The sequence below is a fragment of the Rhizobium altiplani genome, from assembly GCF_001542405.1.
Classification (GTDB): Bacteria; Pseudomonadota; Alphaproteobacteria; order Rhizobiales; family Rhizobiaceae; genus Rhizobium; species Rhizobium altiplani.
The window spans coordinates 63,506-88,966 of sequence record NZ_LNCD01000103.1; the positions used below are offsets into that span (position 1 = coordinate 63,506).

At 59.1% G+C, this 25,461-nt stretch carries 20 protein-coding genes and 5 pseudogenes; 18 read left to right on the plus strand and 7 right to left on the minus strand.

Translation table 11 applies throughout. The features are described from left to right. Window positions 1-52: 52 nt before the first annotated feature. Both AS026_RS41755 and AS026_RS41760 read right to left on the minus strand, forming a co-directional pair. A complete protein-coding gene (locus tag AS026_RS41755) occupies window positions 53-1,276 on the minus strand; it encodes an ATP-binding protein (protein ID WP_062372261.1) in 1,224 nt (407 codons plus the stop codon). A 306-nt stretch (window positions 1,277-1,582) separates the two neighbouring features. Next, a pseudogene (locus AS026_RS41760) lies at window positions 1,583-1,786 on the minus strand (cold-shock protein); the annotation flags it as partial. Window positions 1,787-2,089: 303 nt separating this feature from the next. Between AS026_RS41760 and AS026_RS24455 the strand changes: the two are divergent. After that, on the plus strand, window positions 2,090-2,281 hold the full coding sequence (locus tag AS026_RS24455) for a hypothetical protein (protein ID WP_131815343.1): 192 nt from the start codon (window positions 2,090-2,092) through the stop codon (window positions 2,279-2,281). Window positions 2,282-3,585: 1,304 nt separating this feature from the next. Here the strand turns inward: AS026_RS24455 and AS026_RS44300 are convergent. Beyond that, window positions 3,586-3,702, minus strand: a pseudogene (locus AS026_RS44300) (alkane 1-monooxygenase); the annotation flags it as partial. A gap of 171 nt (window positions 3,703-3,873) precedes the next feature. Between AS026_RS44300 and AS026_RS24470 the strand changes: the two are divergent. The 7 genes and pseudogenes from AS026_RS24470 (at window position 3,874) to AS026_RS24490 (ending at window position 10,850) form a co-directional block, all read left to right on the plus strand. Continuing rightward, window positions 3,874-4,896: an NADP-dependent oxidoreductase gene (locus AS026_RS24470; RefSeq protein WP_062372365.1), complete on the plus strand. Its 1,023-nt coding sequence runs from the start codon at window positions 3,874-3,876 to the stop codon at window positions 4,894-4,896. A gap of 75 nt (window positions 4,897-4,971) precedes the next feature. Further along, window positions 4,972-5,412 carry a LysR substrate-binding domain-containing protein gene (locus tag AS026_RS44640; protein ID WP_082728596.1) on the plus strand — a complete coding sequence of 147 codons (441 nt, stop codon included), beginning with the start codon at window positions 4,972-4,974 and terminating at the stop codon, window positions 5,410-5,412. 182 nt (window positions 5,413-5,594) lie between these two features. After that, the gene (locus AS026_RS24475; protein ID WP_062372278.1) at window positions 5,595-6,260 is read left to right on the plus strand and encodes an MEDS domain-containing protein; all 666 of its coding nucleotides are present in this window, start codon (window positions 5,595-5,597) and stop codon (window positions 6,258-6,260) included. Next, window positions 6,253-8,754: a PAS domain-containing protein gene (locus tag AS026_RS24480; RefSeq protein ID WP_062372281.1), complete on the plus strand. Its 2,502-nt coding sequence runs from the start codon at window positions 6,253-6,255 to the stop codon at window positions 8,752-8,754. The genes AS026_RS24475 and AS026_RS24480 overlap by 8 nt, the downstream gene beginning before the upstream one ends. Window positions 8,755-9,061: 307 nt before the next feature. Further along, window positions 9,062-9,742 carry a response regulator transcription factor gene (locus tag AS026_RS24485; protein ID WP_062372284.1) on the plus strand — a complete coding sequence of 227 codons (681 nt, stop codon included), beginning with the start codon at window positions 9,062-9,064 and terminating at the stop codon, window positions 9,740-9,742. Between the two features lie 219 nt (window positions 9,743-9,961). Beyond that, window positions 9,962-10,237: pseudogene (locus AS026_RS43650) on the plus strand (SDR family NAD(P)-dependent oxidoreductase); the annotation flags it as partial. A gap of 232 nt (window positions 10,238-10,469) precedes the next feature. Beyond that, window positions 10,470-10,850, plus strand: coding sequence for a response regulator (locus AS026_RS24490; RefSeq protein ID WP_062372369.1), 381 nt, complete (start codon window positions 10,470-10,472; stop codon window positions 10,848-10,850). A gap of 106 nt (window positions 10,851-10,956) precedes the next feature. Here AS026_RS24490 and AS026_RS43655 read toward each other — a convergent pair. The 3 genes and pseudogenes from AS026_RS43655 to AS026_RS24500 form a co-directional block, all read right to left on the minus strand. Beyond that, window positions 10,957-11,117: pseudogene (locus AS026_RS43655) on the minus strand (VOC family protein); the annotation flags it as partial. A gap of 37 nt (window positions 11,118-11,154) precedes the next feature. After that, the gene (locus AS026_RS24495) at window positions 11,155-11,748 is read right to left on the minus strand and encodes a redoxin domain-containing protein (protein WP_062372288.1); all 594 of its coding nucleotides are present in this window, start codon (window positions 11,746-11,748) and stop codon (window positions 11,155-11,157) included. A gap of 32 nt (window positions 11,749-11,780) precedes the next feature. Further along, on the minus strand, window positions 11,781-13,541 hold the full coding sequence (locus AS026_RS24500) for an MOSC and FAD-binding oxidoreductase domain-containing protein (protein WP_062372291.1): 1,761 nt from the start codon (window positions 13,539-13,541) through the stop codon (window positions 11,781-11,783). Between the two features lie 543 nt (window positions 13,542-14,084). Between AS026_RS24500 and AS026_RS24505 the strand changes: the two genes are divergently transcribed. The 10 genes from AS026_RS24505 (at window position 14,085) to AS026_RS24550 (ending at window position 24,943) form a co-directional block, all read left to right on the plus strand. After that, window positions 14,085-15,248, plus strand: coding sequence for an HlyD family secretion protein (locus tag AS026_RS24505; RefSeq protein ID WP_062372294.1), 1,164 nt, complete (start codon window positions 14,085-14,087; stop codon window positions 15,246-15,248). Continuing rightward, the gene (locus tag AS026_RS24510) at window positions 15,241-16,797 is read left to right on the plus strand and encodes an MFS transporter (RefSeq protein ID WP_062372297.1); all 1,557 of its coding nucleotides are present in this window, start codon (window positions 15,241-15,243) and stop codon (window positions 16,795-16,797) included. Before AS026_RS24505 ends, AS026_RS24510 begins: the two co-directional genes overlap by 8 nt. Window positions 16,798-16,857: 60 nt before the next feature. Continuing rightward, window positions 16,858-18,126, plus strand: a complete 1,269-nt coding sequence (locus tag AS026_RS24515) for an adenylate/guanylate cyclase domain-containing protein (RefSeq protein ID WP_062372301.1) — start codon at window positions 16,858-16,860, stop codon at window positions 18,124-18,126. A gap of 139 nt (window positions 18,127-18,265) precedes the next feature. Continuing rightward, on the plus strand, window positions 18,266-19,225 hold the full coding sequence (locus AS026_RS24520; RefSeq protein ID WP_062372306.1) for an aldo/keto reductase: 960 nt from the start codon (window positions 18,266-18,268) through the stop codon (window positions 19,223-19,225). Window positions 19,226-19,258: 33 nt separating this feature from the next. Continuing rightward, on the plus strand, window positions 19,259-19,636 hold the full coding sequence (locus AS026_RS24525) for a nuclear transport factor 2 family protein (protein WP_062372373.1): 378 nt from the start codon (window positions 19,259-19,261) through the stop codon (window positions 19,634-19,636). 47 nt (window positions 19,637-19,683) lie between these two features. Then, the gene (locus AS026_RS24530; RefSeq protein WP_062372310.1) at window positions 19,684-20,292 is read left to right on the plus strand and encodes a TetR/AcrR family transcriptional regulator; all 609 of its coding nucleotides are present in this window, start codon (window positions 19,684-19,686) and stop codon (window positions 20,290-20,292) included. 176 nt (window positions 20,293-20,468) lie between these two features. Continuing rightward, entirely contained in the window at window positions 20,469-22,271 is a 1,803-nt protein-coding gene (locus tag AS026_RS24535; RefSeq protein WP_062372313.1) for an acetolactate synthase 3 large subunit, read from the plus strand. A 2-nt stretch (window positions 22,272-22,273) separates the two neighbouring features. Next, window positions 22,274-22,843, plus strand: coding sequence for a G/U mismatch-specific DNA glycosylase (gene mug / locus AS026_RS24540; protein WP_062372317.1), 570 nt, complete (start codon window positions 22,274-22,276; stop codon window positions 22,841-22,843). Between the two features lie 50 nt (window positions 22,844-22,893). Next, window positions 22,894-23,898: a GlxA family transcriptional regulator gene (locus AS026_RS24545; protein ID WP_062372319.1), complete on the plus strand. Its 1,005-nt coding sequence runs from the start codon at window positions 22,894-22,896 to the stop codon at window positions 23,896-23,898. A gap of 46 nt (window positions 23,899-23,944) precedes the next feature. Next, window positions 23,945-24,943 (plus strand): MDR family oxidoreductase, encoded by a 999-nt coding sequence (locus AS026_RS24550; RefSeq protein ID WP_062372322.1) that lies wholly within the window; start codon window positions 23,945-23,947, stop codon window positions 24,941-24,943. A gap of 27 nt (window positions 24,944-24,970) precedes the next feature. Here AS026_RS24550 and AS026_RS40465 read toward each other — a convergent pair. After that, window positions 24,971-25,261, minus strand: a pseudogene (locus tag AS026_RS40465) (ArsR/SmtB family transcription factor); the annotation flags it as partial. Window positions 25,262-25,461: the final 200 nt, after the last annotated feature.

A 25,461-nucleotide genomic window follows, 5' to 3' on the forward strand; every position in this document is an offset into this window, starting at 1 on the left:
CGGAAGTCTCAAGAATGATCGGGGCTGAAGACTGAAGCGAAATTCTCACGCGCTAACTCCACAAGGCCGATATTGGAACAGCGGACAAACGTTCTCCGAAAGGGATCACCTTCTGGTGGTCATACAAGACCATGCCCGAAACAAACCGTTCTCCGGATGCTTCGGCCAGAATTCGCAATCCCGAAAAATCGGAATTCGAGACGGATGCTGCCGCTTTTATCTCGATACCGACGATCCGCCCTCTTGTATCTTCGATGACGATATCGACTTCGTTCTGCTGCTTGTCGCGAAAATGCGAAAACTCGAGGCGGGTTTGCGCGCCGCTGGCGAGTTTAAGGATCTCTCCAAAAACGAAAGTCTCCAGCAACGCCCCGAACTGACCCCTGTCGTCGCGAAGGCGGTCGAGAGAGAGGTCTCGAAGGGATGCGAGAAGGCCGGAATCGAGGAAATGTATTTTCGGTGTCTTCGTGAGACGTTTCAGTTTGTTGGAAAACCAGGGTTGTACGGTTCGAGCGAGAAAAAGGCTCTCGAAGATGCCGACATATTTTTGCGTTGTGATGTGGTTCATCCCAATGGCCGCGCCGATTCTGGAATAGTTCACGAGCTGTCCCGAATGCTCTGCCAGAATGCGTAGCAGGCGCGGCATTTGAGCGATCTGCTCGATTTGCGCGACATCGCGAACGTCGCGTTGAACGATCGCCTGGATATAATCCGCATACCAGTCCTGTCTGCGGCTCAAGGTTTTGCGGCCCAGTGCCTCGGGATATCCACCGGCCAAAACTGCAGCCATAAGGTCGTCTCCGAAGACTGGCTCTCCGGCCTTGGCTTCGTTTCGAAAGGCGTCGCGCAGGAAGCTGCTGCCAGCGGTTCTGATCTCGCTTTGCGCAAGCGGCAGCAATCGAACGACCTCCATGCGCCCTGCGAGCGAGTCTGCCACGCGTGGCGACGTCATGAGATTGGCTGAACCGGTCAGAAGGAAACGCCCTGGGCGCTGGTCGGTATCCACGCTTTCCTTGATGGCCAACAACAGCTCGGGCGCGCGCTGAATTTCATCGATGATGGCGCGATCCATACCTCTTACAAAGCCAACTGGATCCTGTCGCGCTGCGTCCAGGGTCGTTGCATTGTCCAGCGTGTAATACTCCTTCCCCTCGTTGGCCATCTTCTTGGCTAACGTCGTTTTTCCTGATTGTCTGGGACCGATGATCAGTACGACTCGCGTGTCTGACATTGCGTCGGCAATGCGTTGCTCAACGAGCCTTGGGTACAGCGCCACAGCTTCATTCCTTTGATGACTGTTTGAAACTAGGGCTATGACCGATTGAAAGTCAAGAAATGACCATTTGAAATCTGCATGGCGACTGATTGAAAGGATAGGCGCTCGATACTCAGAATAAAAATATGCTTGGCTTCGCCATCGCAAAGCTTGTCGGTGATGATCCGCTTGGGTGGCATTAGGCTGACGAGCAGTCGCCCGCCTCGCGGCATTGGATAATTTCCGCCGTGTACATAATGTCGCGCGAAAGGTTTCATGTTTTGCGGCCGCCTCCGGCCTATCGCTACATCCAAAATCAACGATGGACGCCTTGAAGGGATCGGCGACGGCCTTTCCGTAGCGTCGGTCACGAGTAAGCTCATAAGCTATTTTTTGCCCGTCGCTCAGCCCTCGCAGACCGGATCGTTGGACGCTAGAGATGTGTACGCAAACATCCGCTGAACCATCGTCGGGTCCGATAAAGCCATAACCTTTCTCAGTGTTGAACCACTTGACGGTACCTGTTGCCATATCGAACCCTCGCCTGGTAAGCGGCCCTTGTGAAGCAGTTCCATTCAGGGGCATTCTCCTTTCGCTGGAGAGAACATGCCCGAACTGCTTCGCGCAAAAGAGTCCGGAAAATCCTTCAGTACGACAAGCACCGGATACGATCAACGAACGGCGACCATGCATTGCATTGCTTCGCGGACCGGACGAACATCAATGGTGGGAGAGCATCGATGCACGGCAGCAATCAAACGGTCAGAAACTTCGAGTACGCGATTGGTGTCGGAGACTTGGTGGTAGCTGCTCTTATGCATGAAGAACTCGATAATGATCTTTTACCAACCGGCGCTTGTGGCGGAGCTTGAACAGCGCCTTTGCGAATACAAGGATATAGAGGCGCGCCATGGAAGCGGCTCACTTCTGAAGCTACAGATTTCGACCGTAGCCCATCTGGCGAGACTTGGACCACAGGACCGGATCGACGCGGCAACTCGCTACGCCGCGAATATCGCTACCTGATTATGGTGCCCGGTTGGGATAAGCGACCATGCTGATGCCATCCTCCACCACGAACACGTCGAGGAAGCGTTAGAAATCGTGAAGGCCTCTGGGCCGACGTATTAGGCCGATGCCCGCGGGATGAACAGGGATCCTTGTGAAGGATTCAACGAGGACAATGCACGTGGGTGCTTCACGATTTCTGTAGGATGAAGGATAGCAGTCGCTTCATCGCTCAAAGCAAATGCGCAGTCACCGTACTCGTTAGCATCGCGGTCTCTCGTTGATTACCTGACTTAGAGTGTCAAGTCGGGCGACATAGTCCCTAGTTTCCACAGAAACCATTCCGAGCAAATCCATGACTGTTGCGAGCTTTCCCTTCGGCCCCCGATCGAAGATCGCAGCATGATGCATGATTTCATTGCGGACTTTTCGAAGTTCCTCGACGCAGAGGTAGATTGTTTCTCGGTCCGCCGAATTTCGTGCATTGGGAAACGAGTCCGCCATTCCGTTGTGCCAAAGGTGATTTTCATAGGATACGCCGAGAAGGGCCACCCAAAACCCGAGCGAAAGTGCCGAAACCACGTGTCCGCCCGTCAGACTTAAGCCATGCCGACGTCGCTCCTTCGCGACAGCGGTACTCAGCTCTTCCGCAAGGCGGGGTGGCAAAATATTCTGGAACGCGGGTCTTTCGAACCAGTCAGCCTTGAAACGCCGCAGTACCGGCCGCATAACAGCGTTACGAACGGCAACCTCGGTGAACTGAACCGGAAGGTAGAGGCATTCGCATAGTCGTGCGTTCCAAACGTAAAGTCTGAGCGCCAATTGCTTGTCATTTTTTGCGGCTGCGAGATAACGAGATATTCGCACCTGGGTCAAAGCGCCTTCAATTTCGGCATATACCGAAGGGATGCAGGAAAATAGGGGTTGCATTGAGCTACCGTATACCCTAGTTATTAAACGTGCGCTGCGGAGCAGATCACTGCCTTTGGCATATCTACTGCGGACAAGAATCAAGGGCAGGCCTACGGGCGCTGCCCTTTATCTTTTTGTCATGTCGCATGGCGCAATGGCGGTTTCAAGTGTGGAGACTCGATTTCGCCCGCTGCGATTGCGATTTGCGTTTCCCTATCGTTTGACCAGGTCCAATTGATGAACAGGTCAGCGCCCCGAATCGGAAGCCGATGTCGGCGCTGGTGCGCAGCGCACTGATGCCTTTCGTGACAGACGTAAGGCCGCCCCTAGCGGACACTTGCTCGATCTCCGCAGGCAGATCGGTGCGGCCTGGTGCGACGCCCAATGGATCCTGCAGGCTTTGAGACGTCGTGATAACCGAGTTCCTCGGCCGCAACGGCCAGCTTGACGGCCGCCGCAAGCACATCTGCCGCGGTCGCACCAGCTTCGACCGGGGCCCTGTCCAGCAAGCTGAGAAGATAGGTCATCACATCGCTTCACCATATTTCTATATTGTCTATCCAATAAGTAGATAAATAGCTCGATTAGAAACCGCTTTCTCTTTGGAGTTGAAAGAAGGAAAAAAGCACCGTGCGGCTGAGGTGGGATGACGTTACCGTCAGGCAGAGATGAACAATCTTGATTATGGAGTGAATCCGATGCCCGAAGCCTTGGAAAATGTAAGGGTAACGCTGGCATCGAGGCCCAGGGGGCTGCCGTCGCCTGAGAACTTCCGAACCGAGCGCGGCCCCCTGCCGACGGCCGCAGAGGGTGAGGTCCTTCTGCAGGTTCTTTATCTGTCACTCGATCCCTATATGCGCGGACGCATGGACGACGCGAAATCCTATGCTCCGCCCGTTGCTATCGGCGGGGTCATGGAAGGCGGCACGGTTGCCCGCGTCATCCGCAGCCGCAACAGCAATTTTGCGCCCGGCGACATCGTCCTGTCCCATTCGGGCTGGCAGACCTACGCAACATCGAGCGGCGACGGACTGAGAAGGCTTGACGCCACGCAGGCACCCGTGACCGCGGCGCTCGGCGTGCTCGGCATGCCAGGCTTCACCGCCTATGCCGGACTTCGCAATATCGGCAGGCCAAAGCCCGGCGAGACCGTTGTTGTCGCCGCAGCAAGCGGCGCCGTCGGATCGGTCGTCGGCCAGATTGCGAAAATTGAAGGTGCAAGGGCTGTCGGCATTGCCGGCGGCCCGGAGAAATGCGCATTCGTCCGCGACGAACTTGGCTTCGATGTTGCGATCGATCACCGCGCCAAGGATTTCAACGCCCAACTCGCGTTAGCCTGCCCCGATGGGATTGACGTCTATTTCGAGAATGTCGGCGGCCCCGTTGCCGAAGCGGTCTTTCCGCTTCTCAATGATTTCGCACGCATACCCGTCTGTGGCCTGATTGCCCACTATAACAACGAACCGGCAGAAGGCGTCGATCGCCTCCCCGGCTTCATGCGTGCCGTGCTTCGCAAGAGCCTGACGGTGCGTGGCTTCATTCAGCGCGAATTCGCAGACCAGCGGCCCGATTTTCTCAGTGAGGCGTCGGCATGGCTGGCCGACGGCCGCCTGAAATTCCGCGAGGACATCGTCGATGGCCTGGAGAATGCCCCCGAGGCCTTCATCGGCCTGCTGCAGGGCAAGAATTTCGGGAAGCTGATTGTACGTGTCAGCGAATAAAATCAAAAATTGAGATGCCGCTTGGCTCGGCGGCTAGCGGAATGGCCGCAGCTTGCGAATATTGGTTAAGCCGTTATGGCCGCCACATCGCCGGAATATCTCGCGACGCGTTCCATACCACAAACGCCCCAGGACCTCGTTGGTCATGTCTGCATCAACCATCGCCAATCCCGATCCGGGGCGCTATGCTTGGGAGTTTGCCGAGGATGGCAGAGAGCTCCCGGTCCGTGTCGGTGGCCGACTTACCTTCAGTACGAGCTACGCAATGGTGGTGCCGCTTTGAGCGGTTACTGGTTCGCCTACTTACCCGAGGATATGGTCGCAGAGGAAGTTGCTGGAAGCAGCCTGGAGCAGGTCCTTGATGAATGGTCGCCGGCTTTCCCCGGATATTATCTCTATTCTCCACGCCGACGGCAGAATTCTCCGCATTCAAGGTCATTGTCACTTCGTCGACAGGATGGCCAAAAGGAGGAGCTTCCTCTATTGTGTTGGGCGTCGCCACTACCTTTGCATTGACCTGAAACATCGCTCTCGTTGCAAAAAGGGCCCCGGCAGCCAACACCATCGTACAATAGACGCTATTTCATGATCGGCGCATCCTTGTTGCGGGAGCGGCGGTCGCTGACAATAGTCCACGGCCGCAGCGTCGAAAGATCCGGAGCCCAGGCGCGAGACAGGAACCAGAACTGTGATCGCAAATGGCACCGCATGCTCATGCAATTCGCTTCGCCGGCTCGGAATTGGGCCACAGCCGCCATGTCTGCGCCTTCTTCAACAGCGAGGATGAGGCCTACAAGGTGCTTATACCGTTCATCGTCGATGGGTTCGAATGCGGTCATAAGGCCGTTCATCTGGTCAATCCCGGCCAGCGGCCCGCGCACCTCGACAGGCTCCGCTGTGAAGGAATCGACACCGAAGAAGCGGAGGCCGTCGGTCAGCTCGACATTCGAACGAATGCCGATGTCTATCTCAGCAATGGTCGCTTCGATTCCGACAGAATGCTTGCGGTCTTCGAGAAGCTGGCGAGCGGTAACTCCGACAACGGCTATCCTCTAAGCCGGATCATATGCCAGATGGACTGGGCCGGCGACGGACGATCCGAAATTGCGGATCTGATATCCTTCGAAGCGCGCGTGAACGACGTCTGGAGCCAGCACGACGACGTTGTCATTTGCATTTATGATCTTGCAAAGTTTGGCGGCGAAACTGTCGTCGATGTTCTCCGCACGCATCCGATGGTTGTCGTCGGCGGCGTCCTCCAGGAGAATCCATTCTATGTCGCCCCGGCGCAGTTCCTGGAAGAATTGCGGGAGCGGCGTGCGAGGAGGAGCGAGGCTCGCGACCGCGGTGAGAACCATGGTTGATCTCGCCAAGAGTGCCGCACCACGTGATGATTGGCGTCGCCGATGCATGAGCGACCTGATCACGCTCGTTGCCTTGCCAGCGATGTGGTCGGGTGGCGATCTTTTTCAGATCGGCAATATCCTCCTCGACGCCCTTCGGGCGATGCTGGATGTCGACCTGCTCTATCTTCGGCTGATGCTGCCAGATGACCCAGCACTCGTGGAACTGGCCAGACTGCCGACTTCCGATGTCGCTATCAACGCTCAGGAGGTTGGCGCGTCCCTCGATTCCGCACTTGGACCTCTTTCGGCCTGGCCGGCTTCCGCCACCCTGTCGCTCGGGCAAGGGCTGATGGTCATTGCGCATGCGCAGGTGGGATTGGGAGGTGCTGCCGGCGTTCTGGTCGCGGGGTGCCATGGCAGGCTCCTGTCGCAAGAGGAGCGCCTTGTACTCAACGTCGGCGCCAATCAGGCCGCACTCGCGGTCAACGAGGCGGCGCGTCATGTCGGTCAGGCAAAATTGGCAGCAATGCTTGAGGAGCGAATCGCCGAGCGGACGATGGAGCTCGCCACTGCCAACGTGGCCCTGAAGAAGGAAATCGCCGAACGCGAGCAGACGGAGGAAGCGCTCCGCCAAAGCGAACGCACTGCTCGTCGTCTTGTCGACAGCATGCCGGGTATGGTCGCGATCCTTTCCAGTGAGGGAGTAGTCGAAGCCGTGAACGCACAGCTCACCCGATATTGCGGCGTTAGTCTTGAAGAGTTTCGAAACTGGCAACATGCTGACATCATACATCTCGACGATCTGCCGACAGCGATAAGGATCTTCAACGAGGCAATCTCAGCCGAACAGAATTTTGATCTGGAAGTGCGCGTAAAGGGTAGTGTCGGGGACTATCGATGGTTCCAGGTTCATGGCGTTCCCTTCCCGGACCCCTCGACCGCGCCATGGTACGTGTTCCTGACGGATATCGATGACCGGAGGCGTGCCGAGGCCGCCAGAGCGGCCAACGAGCAGAAACTCCAGGAGATCGTAGACGCCATTCCCGTCATGGCCTGGGCCGCAGCACCGAGCGGAGAGGTGGAATATCTGAACGAACCCTGGCTTGAGTTTGCCGGGATCGCGGCAGATGAGGCCGACCACTGGTGGGCAGTCGTTCACCCGGACGACGTCGCCGGCCTTCTTAAGACGTGGGAAGAGGTGCTGCAAGCGGGCGTTCCCGGCGAAGCAGAGGCCCGCATCCGCCGTCGCGATGGCGAATACAGGTGGTTCCTGATCCGGTCCAACCCGGTCTTCGCCGAAGATGGGTCGGTGGCACGATGGTATGGAACGAATACCGACATCGACGACAGGAAGAAGGCCGAGGACAAACTTCGTCACAGCGAAATGCTGTTGGCGGAAGGCGAGCGGATGAGTCACACCGGTACCTTCTGCTGGCAGCTAGCAACCGATGAGGTCATTTTCTCTGACGAACTCAGCCGCATCTTCGGCTTCGACAAGGACGCCGTCATCACCATGGAAGCGGTGGCGACGCGGATTCACCCTGACGACAGAGAGGTTCTCGCACGCCGGCGCGACGAAATTCGCGCCGGCGCCTACAATCCCGAATATGAGGCCAGGATCATTTCAGGTGACGGGTCCGTCCGCCATCTAAGGGTCGTTGCGCGCAGTCTCGAGTATCCCGATGGCCATGTGGAATGCATCGGCGCCGGCCAGGACATCACGGAGCGACGTCTTGCCGAAGAAGCCCGCGACCGATTCAGGGCCGAACTTTCGCAGATCACACGGGTGATGAGCCTCGGAATGATGACGGCTTCGATAGCCCACGAAGTGAACCAGCCGCTTTCGGGGATCATCACGAACGCCAGCACGTCTCTTCGAATGCTCGCCGCGACACCACCGAACGTCGAGGGCGCTCTGGAAGCGGCACGCCGGACCATCAGGGATGGACAGCGCGCATCCGAAGTGGTCGGGAAGGTCCGGGCACTGTTCAGGAAGCAGCCCGCAACGCTCGAACCGCTTGACCTCAATGATGCCGCACGCGAGGTTGTAGGCTTGATCGGGAGCGACCTGCAAAGGAACAGGATCGCACTGCGGTTGGACCTTTCAGATCAACTGCCGGCGGTAGAAGGGGACCGGGTCCAGCTTCAGCAGGTTATCATGAACCTGCTCCGCAACGCGATCGACGCAATCGGCGAGCTCGCGCACCAGCCTCGGGAAATCGCCTTGCGAACGGCGATCACAACAGAGGGGCTGGTCGAGCTCGCGGTCCGGGACACAGGTTCGGGTATCGCTATTGATATCGAACAGCTCTTCACGGCATTCCACACGACCAAGAGCGACGGCATGGGCATCGGCCTGTCGGTCAGCCGCTCAATCGTCGAAGGCCACAACGGTCAAATGTACGCGTCATCCAACGAAAAGGCAGGAGCGACCTTCGGCTTCCGACTTCCCTCGTATTCGGCACCACAAATCCTGGCGACGGGCCTCGGTCAAGCGAGGACGCGGCGATGAAGAAGGAGCTGGTCGTTTGCATTCTCGACGAGGATGTTTCGATACGGGAACCGCCGCTCCATCTGATCCGGTCGCACGGATTTGATGTTCGATTCGTTCTTGGAGATGAAGCAAACCGATTGCATGAACCTCGGCGTCGGAACGCGGGCGGCCCGCACCGCAGGCTCACACGCAATGGGCAGGTTTTACCGGTCATGCTCAGTACAGCAAGGCGGCGAAGAGATGCGCCGACTGCTCCTTGCCGAGGGCGGTCGAATGTCTCGGCGAGCGTTTTGACGGTTCTGAGCGAAGTCAAAAGGAGAAAGCTATGTACAGTACCATCGCGGTCGCACATCAGCGGGCAAAGACGCAGACCCAGGCTCTGGACAGACCCGTTGTGTTTGTCGTCGATGACGATGTGTCCGTCCGGGAATCCCTGGAACTTCTCATCGCATCCGCAGGATGGCAGCCGCTGCTTTTCGCCTCTGCGAAGGACTTCCTTTCATATGCGCGACCCGCTGGGCCGAGCTGCCTGGTGCTTGATGTCAACATGCCGGGCTTGAATGGTCTCGACCTTCAGAGCCTTTTGACCACGGATGGAAGGAGGATACCGATCATCTTCGTGACCGGCTTCGGCGACGTGCCAACCACTGTGCGCGCAATGAAGGCCGGCGCATTCGAATTCCTGACCAAGCCAATCGACACCGCTGCGCTATTGCAGGCCATAAGAAGTGCCATGGAACGCAGTGCAGCACTCACGCGTGAAGATAGCGAGCTGGCCGCCCTTCGATCCTGCTATCAAATGCTGAGCCCCCGGGAGCGCGAGGTCATGTTCTTCGTCGTCCACGGCCTCCTGAACAAGCAGGTGGCTTTCGAACTTGGGATCAGCGAAATAACTGTTAAGGCGCATCGCGGTCAGTTGATGCGCAAAATGAATGCTCGTTCTCTGCCCGAGCTGGTCAACATGTTTGCGCGCCTCCGGCTCGGCGATCAGGTAGTCATGCATTGAGGACCACGGCAAAGGGTTACCCTTCGCGCCAGGCCATCATCCGATAGTATCGGAGACACCTTGGCACACTAGCCTGAGGTCTCATTTCGGGAGATGCTTCCATGGGAACAAGGATTGAAGCCTTGTTCCCGGGAGTTGCCGATTTGCACAAATCGAAGGCCGATACCACGGCCACGACGATTGCGGGCGGGTGGGTTGCCTGCGCGATTGGAGGCAGGAATGAGCGGGCACAAGACGATTTTGATCACGGGTGTGTCCCAGCCGATCGGTGCCGGACTGGTGAAGGCATTTCTCGACAAGGGTTGGAACGTCGTCGGGGCATCAAGGCGCATCAGCAAGGCCAGGTAGTCCGATCGGACAACCCGTCTCGAACTCGTCGACGGCGAGGTCAGCGATCTGGCGAGGGCCGAGCTGGTAGCTGGCAGGGCTGTGGGTCGGTTCGGTTCCATCGACGCTCTCGCCAATAACGCCGGGATATTCTTCACGAAGATGTTCTCCCCACCATGGGGCCCCGAAACCGGTCCTGTATCACATCGCTGGCGGCATAGCGTGTCTGATGGCCACGCCGGAGGCTGTTCCTGAATCGTGCAAACGACATCAAGGGCCAGCGGACCGATACCTTGGTACAATGTACTGGAGGTTGAACAACTCCTAGATTCAATCATGTTCCCGCGGTGGTCCGACCGGTTGGCAGATATACCGTATGGTGGCCGTAACGGAGTTGGCCATGGAAAGCGTTCGTCCATTGGTTTCGGTCGTAGACGATGATGTGTCGGTTCGCGAGTCCCTGCCCGCGCTCCTTCAATCATTTGGCCTCGACAGCATCGCCTTCGCGTCGGCGGAGGAGTTTCTCGCTTCGGGCGCCCTTGCGACGACGAGCTGCCTGCTTCTCGACGTCGTTATGACGGGAATGTCTGGGCCGAATCTGCAGTGCGAGCTCCTACGTCGCAACAGCTCGGTCCCCATCGTCTTTATAACCGCGAACCATGACGAGAACCTGCGGTCAAGGCTCCTTGCGCAGGGCGCATCCGATTGTCTTTTCAAACCTTTCTTCGACGACGCCCTCGAAAAGGCCGTCCGTCGAGCACTCGCAGAACGCAGCCGATGACGCGCCCGGCTTGACATCACGGATGGTCACCACCGGCCCCACATGCGATCCCGTGGCGTCTGGGGCGTCGTCGTCACCGTTCTTCGGTGGAATACCACCTCGACGATCAGGGCTCGTAGCCCCAGACAGCCGCGGTCAACTGCGGTGTGTGTGATCGCCGCGATGCCCCGGCAGGCGACCGGTGATCTCCTGGACGGTCCAGCCGTTGCCGTCGGGGTCTGTGAACGAAAAGTAGGAGGCATAGCTCTTGCGATCCGGATCGGGCCCTTGGCGATGCTCTGTCGGGTCGCCGAAAACCGGTGAGCTAACCGTCGGCCAGGGTTTGTGCGATGGATTTGCCATAGGGAAAGAACATATCCTTACGCCCTTCCTGCCAAGCTGACCGCAACTCCGGTTGCGTGATGTCCCAGTCGGGCCAGGATTTCTTGCAGACCTCGCGCAGATCCTGGCGAAGCTCCTCAACTGTCGGGCGGCCGAAGAACCAATAGCCATTGTAGAGTTTGTAGACGACCAGACCGGGTTCGAGGACAATGACATGGGGGATCATCGGATTATGAACCGGGTCCGTGTATTCCGCGATTTCGAGATCCTGCTGGATCGTCCGTCTCGGATCCGACAGAAATGGCCAATGCGCCCCGACGCCGCTGCGGAACTCGTGTGCTTCGGCAATGGTATCGGTGCTGATCGTCACCAGCCTGCAATACCCGACCTCCATTTCTCGATAGAGCTGTAGCAACCCCTCATGCTGACGTCGATCCTTGGGACAGAAGCTGCCTCGGCTGAGAACCAGCACCATGGGATAGATGGCCTGCAACTCCGAGAGTTTTCGACGCTTGCCGGTGTGATCGCTGAGTTCGTAGTCTGGAAAAACGGCTCCCGAAACGATGTCTGATCTCATGTCCAATTCCTCCGTTTGTGCGACCCCTGCCTCTATAGGTCTATGACGAGGTCACCTGCCGGTTGCGAGCAGCAAAGCAGCAGATTGCCATCCGCGGCTCCATCGATCGGGTTCGGTTGATAGGTAACCAAGCCCGAGATCAATCCGGTCTCGCAGGTGTGGCAGACGCCGGTCCTGCAGGACCAGCGAGCCGGCACATCGCATGCCTCAGCCAAGTCGAGCAGGCTGTGCATGCTCGGGTTCCAACGCACGGCCAATCCGCTGCGGGCGAACGAGACCAATCCTCCGGAGCCGGGCTCGCCCGCCGGCTGATGCGGTGGCTGTCGCGGCGAAGTTGCGATTCCTGGCGTTATGGATGAACCGGAACCGAACATCTCGGTGTGGATGCGATGGCGCGCAACTCCGACGCCAGCAAGTCCTTCCGTGAGGTCGCTCATGAACTTCGCAGGTCCGCAGAGGTAGAAATCGCTCTCGATCGGAAGGCCAAGCGTCTTGAGGATCGCCGTGTCCAGGTGGCCTGTCGAGTCATAGTCAGTGCCCTGTCGGTCGCCTGGCGCGGGCGCGCTGTAGCAGGTGTGGCCATGGGCATTCGGGAGCAATCGAAGGAGCTCGCGTACCTCCTGTGCGAATGGATGCTCCAGGCTGCTGCGCGTTCCGTAGAGCCACCAGATCTCCCGCGAAGACTTCTCAGCCGCGAGAGAATGAAGCATGCCGAGAACCGGCGTCATCCCTATCCCCGCGCTCAGGAATACCACAGGTCCGCCGCCGCGGATCAATGTGAAGCTGCCGCGCGGCGCGCTCACCTCCACGAGATCACCCTCGTTCAGTTCTTCGCTTACGAATCTGCCGGCAGCACCGTGCGGCTCCCGCTTGATGGTTACCCTGAAACACTGGCCATCCGCGCGGCCTGACAGTGAATAGCTTCGAAGTAGGAGCGGAGCCGAGCGTGGCTGCAGCCGGAGCACGATGAATTGCCCTGGCAGGTAGTTCTCCAGCAACCTCCCGTCCAACGGCTGGAGTTCAAGCGAGGTGACGTGATTAACCACCAACGTCTTGCGAACAACGCGGAACTCGCGGAAGCCACCCCACGCCGGGCGCGTCTCGATCACGCCCGTCAGGCCAGCATTTCCCGTCACCTTCGCGCCCTCGGCCGATTGTGTGAGCAAAGCCTCGAACGAACGGCGCCAACCAGCGCTCAACGACGGATTGCGCAGCGCCCGTTCCAATCGGTCGCGGCGATGGCCAGGCTTGTAGAGCAGCGCGTTGATCTCCGAGACAGTCATGCCGCCCTCTCCGGATGCGGTCTTGATGATAGCGTCGTCCGCTTGGACATAGCCTTCCTCAAGAACGCGAAAATAGAAGCCCGGTCTGTCATGCAACACCAACAGAGCCGCCATTTCGGGCACGTCCATGCGAATGCCGAGCCGATAACACGTGACACGGGGCTGCGTCACCTCGAACAGCGCCCCACCGATGCGATAGCAGTCACCGATGCAGACCTCAGCGTCGGCAAGCCCGTCCACCGTAAAGTTTTCTCCGAACTGCCCATAGACAAAGTCGCTTCGGCCCAAGTGCCTTTCCCAGTACCGGTAGGAGTCTATCTGGTAGACGAACACCGCGCGTTGCTTGCCACCATGTCCGGCCCGGTCGGCCTGCCCATCGCCGTCGATGTTCAACGTCCGCGCCATGCGTGGACCCTCGACCGAGCTCTTCCAAATCGCCGTCTTGACGATCCTGTTCTGCCATTCGACGTCGCGCGGCAACCCGACGTTGACGGAAAGAAGGCGAGCCATAAGACATACTCCCCATCCGCTTGGTTGAGATCCAAGGCTTCTGATCCGCAAGCGGACATGTTGCCCGGTCCCGTGACAAGACAACATCCGAAAACGGACGCGCATTCCATTATACGAAGGTGTCGCCGATACCTTGGTTGAATGGCGGCTCGATGACGGGCCTGCTTTCATGGCGGATCGGCGCCGCCCGGTCATCAAAAGACGAATAGCTGGGCAAGCGTATTTTCATAGGTCGTATCTTGTTGAAACGATACGTATCGTTTATATCAGTCGCATTACAGCCGAGGGTTTGGTTTCGAGCGGCCCGGGGATTTGTTCCCGCAAGTCGCCGTGGGCGAATTTGATCGGTTGCCGACCCTCCTGTCGGAAGATGCGGAGGTGGGTCGTGGAGCTTCGTATGTCCAATCTACGAAGCGACGGAACGGCGAGCCGCATCTGCCGCGTGAACCTGAAAGCCCACGCGGTCCGACATCGCCGATTTCTTTCGGGACGCCGCGAGCGTCACGGAAGGCGAACCTCGGATCTACCAAACGGACGAAGAGAATGGCCTGGTTGAGAAACAAGAACCAAGTAACTGAACAGTCGGGAACCAACGTCACGGCGCTGCCTGGAACTCAGGACGGCACGCATCCGGCGGCTCCCTCCCCCAACAAAGCATCACCGTCCTCGTTCGTCGTGCCTGTCACAGCGATCGTCGTCGCTCTTTCCGCCGTTGTCGGCGCCGGAGCCAACTGGGATTGGTGGGTCGCAAGCCGATCGGTGCAAACGACGGACGACGCGGCGGTCTATGCGGACGTCTCCTCTATCAGCGCCCGCGTCGCAGGCACGGTCGACGGGATTTCGGTCCGCGACTACGAGCGTGTCAAAGCTGGCGACTTGTTGTTCTCGATCGACCGAAAGCCGTTCGAAGTCGCTCTCCGAGCTGCGAAAGCGAGGCTTCAAGCGGCCCGTGCTCAGCTCGAAGACAATGACACCCAGCGAACGTTTCAGCTCACCCAGATCGACGTCGCCGTCGCGCAGCAGCAGGCCTCCGCCGCTGATGAAATCCAGGCGAGCAAGGAGCTCGAACGCCAGACGCGACTTGGCATCGACGGCAGGGCGAGCTCGGTCCAGACGTTGGAAAAGGCTACCGCGGCTCACGAGCGGGCGTTGGCGAACTCCAAGATGACCGACGCGACCGTCATCGCTCAGCGGGTCAAGCTCGACGTGATCGCAAAACAGCGCGACGTGCTGAAAGCGAACGTCGACACCGCCGTGGCTGACGTCGCGGCACGTGAGCTTGATCTCGGCTACGCCGATGTGCGCGCACCCGTCGACGGCGTTGTCGCGAAGCGGAGCGTACAGCTCGGAAACTATGTCGCTACGGGCACGAACCTTATCTCGATCGTGCCGCTTCCGAAGGTTTACATCCTCGCAAACTACAAGGAGAACCAGTTGGCTCTGGTTCGCGAGGGACAGCCCGTCGATATTTCTGTCGATCTGCTGCCGGGAGAAACCCTCCACGGCATCGTTTCGAAAATATCGCCCGCAAGCGGTTCGACCTTCGCCCTTTTGCCCCCTGACAATGCGACCGGCAACTTCACAAAGGTTGCCCAACGTCTGACCGTGCGCATCGAAATCGACCCGACGCAACCGAACTTTGAGCGCCTGCGTCCAGGTATGTCGGTCACAACCCGAATAGCTACAAAAGGAAAGCGCGATGTCTAGGCGCGTTCATTCAAGCGATCTTCCGCGACAAGGATATGTCGCGGTTGCCATGGTCATGGCGTCGATACTGACTGCCTTCGACGTCCGGACCGCAAGCATCGGCCTCGCGGACCTGCGCGGCGCGTTCGGTTTGAGTTTCGACGAGGGTGCCTGGCTGAGCACCTTCGCGACGGCACCGCAAATTCTCGTTGCACCGAGCATCGGTTGGTTGATCGGCGTGTTTGGCGTCAAGAGGGTCATGATCGGGCCGTCTATTCTCTATTCCGTCATCTCCGTTGCGATCCCCTTTGCCCACGGCTTCGAACCTCTCGTCGCATTGCATGCTCTAAGAGCAATGGTGCTTGGCATCTTCGTCGGCGCAACGCTCTTGGTTGCCTTTCGAAACCTTGATCGGAAGTACTGGATCTTTGCTCTTTCGTTCTACGTCCTGAGAATACCGTTCGCGCAAAACCTCGGCCTGTATGCCGCCGGCAGTTACACCCAAACGATTGGATGGCAATGGCTCTACTGGCAGGGCGCCGTTGTCGCGCCCGTCATCGGCATCCTGTTCTGGTATGGCGGGAAACCGATGAAGGTCGACCGGGAGCTTCTGGATCGTGCCGACTGGGGCGGAATGGCGCTCTTTGGCGTAGCTTTGACGACGCTCTATTTCGCCTTGGACCAGGGTAACCGTCTGGACTGGTTCCGCTCGGGGTATGTTGTGTCGCTTCTCGCCGCGACGGCCTTTCTCGTCTGCGTATTCTTGTGGCACGAGACGCAGGTCAAGGATCCCTGGGCTCATATCTCAATCCTGCGTCACAGAAACATCGCGTTAGGGTTCGCCGCCATCGCCTGCTTCATGATCGCCAGTCTCGGCAGTTCGCTGCTGGAACCGAACTTCCTGGTCAGCGTGGCGCGCCTGCGTCCGGAGCAGATCGGCGACTTCACCGCACCCTACGCAGTTCTGCTTCTCGTCGCGGCAACCGGTACGGCTGTGGCTCTTGTCCGGACGTTCAAGCAACGTTGGACGTTGATCATCGGCTTCACATGCTTCGCAATATCGGCATGGCTTGGTACACAGTTGACCAGCATATGGTCGCTGCCCGAGTTCCGGCTGATCGTGATCCTGCAGACGTTCGGCGAAGAGATTGTGTTTCTTGCTGCGGTGGCAACCCTGTTCAGCAATGTGAACCCGGCCCGCGCCATATCCCTCGTCGCCTATGTCCAGGTCATGCGCCTGATCTGTTCTGAGACCGTCGCGACGTCGATGACGACCTGGGTGCGCCAGCGCGAGCAATTGCACTCGTACCTGATCGGCCTTCACGTCACTGGGACGACGCCGGGGTGGAGTTCGATGATCGCTCAGCTTGGCTCAGGGTCTGCACCGGCAACGTCGCAGTCCGAAGCCCTGAAACGCGGCGTGGCGGTACTGGCAACGATCGTCCAGAGGGAAGCGAACGTCGAGGCCTATATCGACGGGTTCTGGATCACCTTCATGGCCGCGATTGCAGGGCTGATCGTCGTCTCCCTGATGAAGCCCTCTCCACCGCATCCGCTGACGACGAGATGAGGCAAAACCGCCGCACCGATCGACTGTTGATTACAACGGTCAATAGCAGGAGTTGCTCCCGTGGACGACCACCACGCCAAGAACATCACCAACTGGCTGATGCAATCCGGACTGAAGGGCTTGCCGGAGGAGGACCTGCTCGCGGGGTTCTGCGAGCGCTGCAACGCTGGTGGATTGCAGATCGACAGGGCAAGCGCCGTCATGGATACGCTGCATCCGGTGTACGAACGCCGAGCCTACCGCTGGGATCGGTCCCGATGGATGCAACGTGTCTTCGAGTTCGGTTTCGCCGATCCAGGTGGCATCCCGAGCGACTGGCAGCGCTCTGCCTTCCACTATCTGAAGAGGACGGGCGGCACGCAGCTGCGCCGACGGCTGCTGAATGGCGATCCGGCCGACTTTTTTCTCGTCGACACGATGAAGCGGGATGGGTTTACCGATTTCATCGCCACGGCACACCGCTTTGACGATCCAGGCGCCATCGGCGGAATTGATTGCTTTTTCTCACAGTTCGGGACCCGCGTGCCCGATGGTTTTTCCGAGGCAGACGAGCAGGCGCTGCGCGACCTCCTGCCGTGCCTTGCACTTGCGGTCAAGTGCGTGGTGGTGAGTGGTGTTGCCTCCACCATTGCAAAGGTCTATCTCGGCGAGGGCGCGGCCAACCATGTGCTGCATGGAAGGATCACGCGTGGCCGGAGCGAACGCATCTCTGCAGCGCTATGGTTTTCCGATCTCGCCAACTTCACCCGGATCTCGGACACGGTCGATCCTGAAGAGATCATTCCCATGCTCAATGACTACTCCGACGCGGTGATCTCCTCGATCGAGGAAGCCGGCGGCGAAGTGCTCAAACTGATGGGCGACGGGACGCTCGCGATCTTCAGAGGCGACGTCGCCAGCCGAACATGCGCAGCCGCGCTCCATGCGCGCGCTTTGCTCGACAAGCGGCTGGTAGCACTTAATGCGCAACGCAGCGCCGAAGGCCGTCCCGTGACGGATGTCTATCTCGGGCTGCATGTGGGAGATGTCTTCTACGGAAACATCGGCAGCCAGGACCGTCTCGACTTCACCGTTATCGGCCCTGCCGTAAACGAGGTCAGCCGCATTGCGTCGCTTTGCAGACCTCTGCAACGCAAGTTCCTCATGTCCGCGCCCTTTGCGGCAATCGTGTCGCGTTCGCAGACCCATGGTCTGCAATCGATCGGTTCCCACGTACTACGAGGCGTCAGCCGCGCCCAGGAGCTTTTTACAATGGCGATCGAAAACGCTCCGCCAGAAATCCGAATGACGTCGGCTGAGCCCGGTGCGGTGCTGGCGAAAGCGTGTTGACACCAAGGTACAATAGGCCGGGAAACGGTGTCGCTTTACAAGGAAGGACGCGTGATGTCATCGCGGCTGGTCTGGCTAAGGCGCAACGAGAAAAACCTCGCGCCGATGCAAGTTTTTGCCCCAAACGAAGGATTGGCAAATGGAAGCCCCAGATATGCTCCGCTTCAAGAGAATCCCCCTCTCCCATGGCACCGGCGCGATCCCGGTCGCCGGGTTTGGAACACTGATACCCGATGCGACTGCGACGAAACAGGCGGTCAAGGCGGCACTTTTGACAGGGTTCCGCCATTTCGACTGCGCCGAGCGATATCTGAACGAAGAAGCGGTCGGCGCGGCGTTCAGCGAATCCATCGCCGCGGGTACCTTGCGTCGCGAAGACCTTTTCGTCACCACGAAGCTTTGGAACACAAACCATCGCCCGGAACGGGTCGGACCTGCCTTCGAAGCAAGTTGCCGTCGTCTCCAGGTCGACTACGTCGATGCCTATCTCATACATACGCCGTTCGCCTTCCTGCCGGGCGACGAAAAGGACCCGCGAGACGAGTACGGACACGTCATATACGATCCTGGCGTCAGGTTGGTCGACACGTGGCGCGCACTGGAGGAACTTGTCGACAGCGGCCGGTGCAGGTCCATCGGACTCTCCGACGTCTCGCTCGACAAGCTCAAGGAGATTGTCGAGGAAGCACGGATCAAGCCTGCCATCGTGCAGGTAGAGTCGCATCCATACCTTCCCGAGTGGGAATTGCTGGAATACTGTCAGAAACACGGCATCGTTCTCTTGGCTTTCGCGGCTCTCGGCCATGCAATGGTTCCAAACCTGCTCGAGGACCCGGTCGTCACCACGATAGCCAAACACCTCGGCAAGACGCCGGCTCAGATCGCATTGGCTTGGGCAGCCCAACGCGGAACGGCATTCCTGACGACGTCTCAGAACCCAAAGCGGATCGAGGAGAACTTCGACTTTTCCACCCTGCCCGAGGATGCGATGCTTCAGATGCGCGAGCATATAACCACGAACATCCGCTTCAACGGCGTGGTCGACACCGGAGTTCCCGGCTTCATTCCCCGTGTCACCGGGGTGCAAGCAGCCAAGTGAGATTGGAAGCATTTCGAGGAAGGAATGTCCAAGATGGAAGATCGAGAACTCAGGGCGGCGCTCGAACGGCATTGGGCAGCCTCGGACGCCGGGGATTTCGAGCTGGAGCATGAAATCTATCAGGAGAATGCCCTGCTCGAATATCCGCAATCCGGAGAACGTATCCGGGGACGCAGGAAGATCCAGGAAAGCCGCTTCGTTCAACCAAACAAGAAGCATTTTTCCGTGCACCGCATCATCGGCAGCGGGAACCTGTGGGTCACGGAGTTTGTCCTCACCTACGACGGTGCGCCCTCTTACTCGGTGAGCATAATGGAATTTGCGAATGGCCTTGTAGAGAGGGAAACCCAGTACTTCGCGGTTCCTTTTGAGCCCTCCGAGTCGCGCGCTCATCTGGTCGATCATTCGTAGTGTAATCGTTGTTGATCGGGGCCACGAAGTTGAGGTACGCCTTGTCAATGACCACGAAACCGATACCCGCCCCTGCCAAGAAGCGAACATCCATTGGATCGCGTCGCAACCCGGAAGCCGAGGCTGCTGTGCTTGCCGCCGCCAAGGATCTGATTTCGGAAAAGGGCTACGCCGGTTTCTCAGTCGACGAGGTCGCCCGCCGAGCCGGTGCAGGAAAAACGACGATCTATCGCTGGTACCCGACGAAAGCCGACCTTTTTATCGCGATCTACACCGCCGAGCGTTCGACCTTCGTGCCGGTTCCAGACACCGGGAATCTTGTTGAAGAACTTGTGCAGTACACGACCAGTCTGTGGCGTTTCTGGGAGTCGCACCCGGCCGGGGCGGCGCTTCGCGGCTTGATCGCCGAGGCGCAGGGTACGCCGGAGGCCCTAAGTGCGCTGCGCGACAGGTTTCTTCCAGATCGCACCGCCGACGTGAGACGGATGCTGAGTGGCGGTGCAGCGCGCGGCGAGTTGCAGGCCGCCGAGGTGGACGACAAGGTCGCCCTGTGGGTCGGATTCAGCTGGTTCAAACTACTGGTCGGCGAATTGCATGACGAAGGCGTCATCAAGTCGGTGATGATGCAGATTGCAGAAGTTCGGCGCGACAGCTAGCGCCGAGCCAACTCTGATGGTGTGTCGGCGAGGACACCGCTGCTACCTGAAACCATGGCCGTAAACGACGTAGGATTGTCTGTTTTTGCCGCGGAATTGAAATTCCGGACAGGTGTCGCGCGCCTATATTGGATTGATAGAACCTAGAGCCTGTGGGCTAAGACTGGACCTCAATCATGACGATCAATATCACCGCAAAGACGCCGGCGACGGCAAACTTCGAAGAGATAACGGGCGCAGCCATGGTCGTGCGAGCCTTGGCCGACCAAGGGGCTGAAGTCCTCTTTGGGTATCCGGGCGGCGCGGTGCTTCCGATTTACGACGCTCTCTTGGATGAGCCCAGGCTTCGCCACATCCTGGTGCGCCACGAGCAGGGTGCAGCCCATGCCGCCGAGGGATACGCGCGATCGAGCGGCAAGCCGGGCGTCGTTCTCGTCACCAGTGGGCCAGGCGCGATCAATACCGTCGTCGGCATCGTCGATGCGCTGATGGATTCGATCCCGCTGATCGTCATCACCGGCCAGGTTCCTACCCACCTGATCGGCACCGACGCTTTTCAGGAAGCCGACACGATCGGCATTACGCGCTCGTGTACGAAACACAATTATCTGGTCAGAAGCATTGAAGAACTTCCTCATGTCATGCATGAGGCGTATCGGATAGCGACCACCGGACGGCCCGGCCCTGTTCTGATTGATATCCCGAAGGATATCCAGGTCGCGCGCGGGCGTTACTCGGGCCCCCGCGAGGCAATCCCTCTCCATCGGTACGAGCCGCAGATCAAAGGCAGTCCGGCAAGCATCGCGGAGGCCATAAAGCTTCTGTCCGAGGCGCGCCGGCCGATACTCTACACCGGTGGCGGCGTCATCAATTCCGGGCCCAAGGCGAGTGCACGGCTACGCGAGTTTGCCGCCCTTGTCGGCGCGCCCGTTACCTCGACGTTGATGGGCTTGGGGGCGTTCCCCGCCTCCGACGACCTGTGGCTCGGAATGCCTGGCATGCACGGCGCATACGAGGCCAATCATGCGATGCACGACTGCGACGTCATGCTCTGCCTCGGCGCCCGGTTCGACGATCGTGTCACAGGACGTCTCGACGCCTTTTCTCCGGGATCGCGGAAGATCCACGTCGATATCGATCCGTCGTCGATCGGAAAGATTGTTCCCGTCGACGTTGGTATCGTCGGCGATGCCCTGTCTGTCCTGGAAGACCTCATCGCCGGGTGGCCACGCCAGCCTCAGCAAGAGCGCAGGGATAGGCTTGCGCCCTGGTGGAAGCAGATCGAGGCGTGGCGTGCACGCAAGGCATTCGGCTATCGTAATTCGTCGGAAGTCATCAAGCCGCAATACGCGCTCGAGCGGCTGCGGGCGCTGACACTCGACCGCGACGTCTACGTCACGACGGAAGTCGGGCAGCACCAAATGTGGGCGGCGCAATTCTTCCATCTGAGCGAGCCAAACCGCTGGATGACATCAGGCGGGCTTGGGACGATGGGCTATGGCCTGCCGGCTGCGATCGGCGTCCAGCTCGCGCATCCCAGGAGCGCCGTCATAGACATCGCCGGCGAGGCCTCGATATTGATGAACATCCAGGAGATGTCGACTGCCGTACAGTACAGGCTCCCGGTCAAGATATTCATCCTCAACAACGAATACATGGGAATGATCCGGCAATGGCAGGAGTTGCTGCATGACGAACGCTACAGCCATTCCTATTCGGAAAGCCTTCCGGACTTCGTGAAGCTCGCCGAGGCGTACGGCGCCGTGGGTATCCGGGCGGAAAAGCCAGAGGAACTGGACGGCAAGATCATCGAGATGCTGAACACTCCCGGACCGGTGATCTTCGATTGCCGGGTCGAGAAGACCGAAAACTGCTTGCCGATGATCCCGTCGGGAAAGCCTCACAACGAGATGATCCTGGCGGACGAAATCGTGGACATGGGCTCGGTGATATCGGCCGAGGGCCGTGCGCTGGTGTGACCATGTGTGGAGACCCGCAGAACGACACGATTATCGAAGGCGGCCTCGATGTTGATGCTCCCGCCATCCAGAGCGGGGGGCTGTCCGACGTCCTGGCGGCTGGCCTTCGCGTTGTCTTCTGCGGCCTCAATCCGGCCGTCACCGCTGAGCGGGACGGCCACAATTTCTCCTCGCCCAGCAACCGCTTCTGGCGGGTTCTGCATCTGGTAGACTTCACCCCTCGCCTGTTGAGGGCGGAGGAGGAACAGGAACTGCTTGCTTATGGCTGTGGGATAACAGCCGCAGTGTCGCGGGCGACGAGGAGTGCTGCCGAACTGACTGCCGACGACTACGTGACGGCTGCGCCCGAGCTGGAGGCGAAAATCAACCGGTTCTCACCGGACAATCTGGCGTTCCTGGGAAAGGCTGCGTTCGCTGCGATCAGTGGCCGCGGTGATTGCGATTGGGGACGGCAGAACGAGGTGTTCGCCGGAGCGAGGACCTGGGTCCTGCCGAACCCGAGCGGCCTCAACAGAGCGTTTAACCTCGAGCGCTTGACCGGACACTACCGCGACCTAAGATCGAAACTCTAGCCGCTTGCACGGCCCGGAGCCTGCGGGCGGCCCACAAGCAGGGGCCGACCATGCGTATCGCGATCCTCACCATCCCTGGCGTTCAGATGCTCGACGTGGCAGGGCCGATGGACGTGTTCTCGGAGGCCACGACGCAGCTGAAAGGGCGAGCCGGCTATTCGCTTGAAATCGTGGGGCTGACGATGGAGCCCGTCACCGCCCTCAACGGCACTCGATTTCTGCCGGATATGTCGATCAAGGACACTCTGGAAGGGTTCGACACTTTGTTGATTGCCGGAAGTCCCGGCATCCGCGAGTATGAGGATCATCGAAAGCTTCTGCAGTGGATAGGTCGGGAATCGCGCCACGTTCGCCGGCTCGCCTCGATATGCACTGGCGCCTTCCTTCTCGGAAAGGCGGGGCTGCTGGACGGCCGTCGGGCGACGACGCACTGGAATTCCACTTCCCGGCTCGCCAACATGTTTCCGACCGTGAGACTCGAACCAAATACGATCTTCGTCAAGGACGGTCCAATCTATACTAGCGCCGGGGTCACCGCGAGCATGGATCTGGCCCTTGCCCTGGTGGAAGAGGATTTCGGCCGAAGCATTGCGTTGCGGGTCGCCAAGGAACTCATCCTGTTCCTCCAGCGTCCCGGCGGCCAGTCGCAGTTCAGCGTTCATCTCGAAGCGCAGGCGGCCGAGATCGGTCCGATCCGCGACATCACACAATGGATCGTCGACAACATCGCGGGCGACCTCTCGGTCGAAACATTGGCGGCACGGCTTGGGATGAGCAGCCGAAATTTCGCCAGGACGTTTAAGCGCGAAACCCACATGACCCCCGGCGATTACGTCGAGGCTGCCAGGGTGGAAGCCGCTCGGCGAATTCTCGAAGAGAGCGACACGCCGTTAAAGAGGGTCGCAAGCCTGTGCGGGTTCGCGGATCAAACCGGTTTGCGTCGCGCCTTCATGCGACGGATAAATGTGACGCCCGTCGAGTACCGCCACAGGTTCCGGCCGTCCGGGGCGACAGCCGTGAACGCGCCACCGCCTCGGACGCTTGCTACGGCGTGAATGATGCCAATTCGACCGCTACACGGACGACACTTTGGAGACAGTCATGGAAAAGAGCTTCCCGGCGATGGTGATCGACAGCGTGGACGGCAAGACAAGCGGCGCGTTTCGTGAGATTTCCATGGCAGAACTGCCGGACTACGACGTTCTGGTCGAAATCGCGTACTCGACGCTCAATTACAAGGACGGCCTGGCAATCACGGGCAAGGGGCGCATCGCCCGACGCATGCCGATGATCGCTGGCGTGGATCTGGCGGGTACGGTTGTGGAGAGCCGTTCGCCAAAATGGCAACAGGGCGACAAGGTTGTCCTGAATGGTTGGGGACTGTCCGAGACGGAATGGGGCGCCTATTGCCGATATCAACGAGTCAAGGCGGAGTGGCTAATCCGCCTACCCGACAGCTTTTCGATGCAGGAGGCGATGGCCATAGGGACCGCCGGGTACACCGCAGCCCTGTGCGTCGATGCGCTGGAGAAATGGGGCACGATAAAGCCTGGCTCAGGCGAAGTAATTGTCACCGGGGCGGCTGGTGGTGTTGGCTCGGTCGCGGTCGCGCTGCTTTCGGCGCAAGGCTACAATGTCACGGCGGCGACAGGGCGTCCCGAGACGCACGACTACCTTGCTTTCCTGGGAGCGACCGGCCTTGTCGATAGAGCAAGTCTTCAGGAGAAAGGACCGCCGCTTCAAAAGGAGCGTTGGACCGGCGGCATCGACAGCGTCGGTTCGAACACGCTGGTAAACATCCTTGCTCAGACGGTACGAGGCGGCGCAATCGTCGCCTGTGGCCTTGCCGGGGGCGCGGATCTGACGGGTACCGTGATGCCGCATATTCTTCGCAGCGTCGCATTGATCGGCATGGACTCCGTCGCTGCCCCGCTCGAGCAACGCCTCGCTGCATGGAGACGTCTTGAGCGCGATCTCGACAGGGAGAAGCTAAGAAAGATGACGACCGTCGAACCCATGTCCAGACTACCCCAACTTGCTGAGGACATCATCGCCGGGAGAATACGCGGCCGTGTGGTTATCGACCTCGCCTCGACCTGAGCGATCCACGCTTTTCCTGTTTCCCTGGAGGTCGTCCGTAAGCTGCTTCAAGAACGTCGCGATGGCTTCCTCGTTGCGCTTGTAGAAAATCCACTGCCCCACCCGCCTGCTCGTGACGAGGCCGGCCGCGGTCAGCGCTGAAAGATGTGCCGAAACAGTGGATTGCGCCAGGCCACTTCGCTGGAATTGGTTGGCGCAGACGCCCATTGCGACGGGATGTTCCTGATCACCAAAATACGTCTCCGGATCCCTCAGCCAATTCAGTATATCCATTCGTGCCGGGTGCGCGAGCGCCTTGATGACTTGCAATGTATCCATGGTCTTTCCTTGAACCTCACTTCGCTTTGCTGCGCGAGAACGACAGATAGGTCGATGCTGGAGCGCCTTTGCCTCGGCATCTTGGACGCACGCTACGCGCACAACGACGATCGATCGGATTGAACGTGGACGTCATGTAGTCCACCTGCCCTCGTGCCCGTCTTTCTGGGAACGACATCAACTTAAACGCATGTTGATTG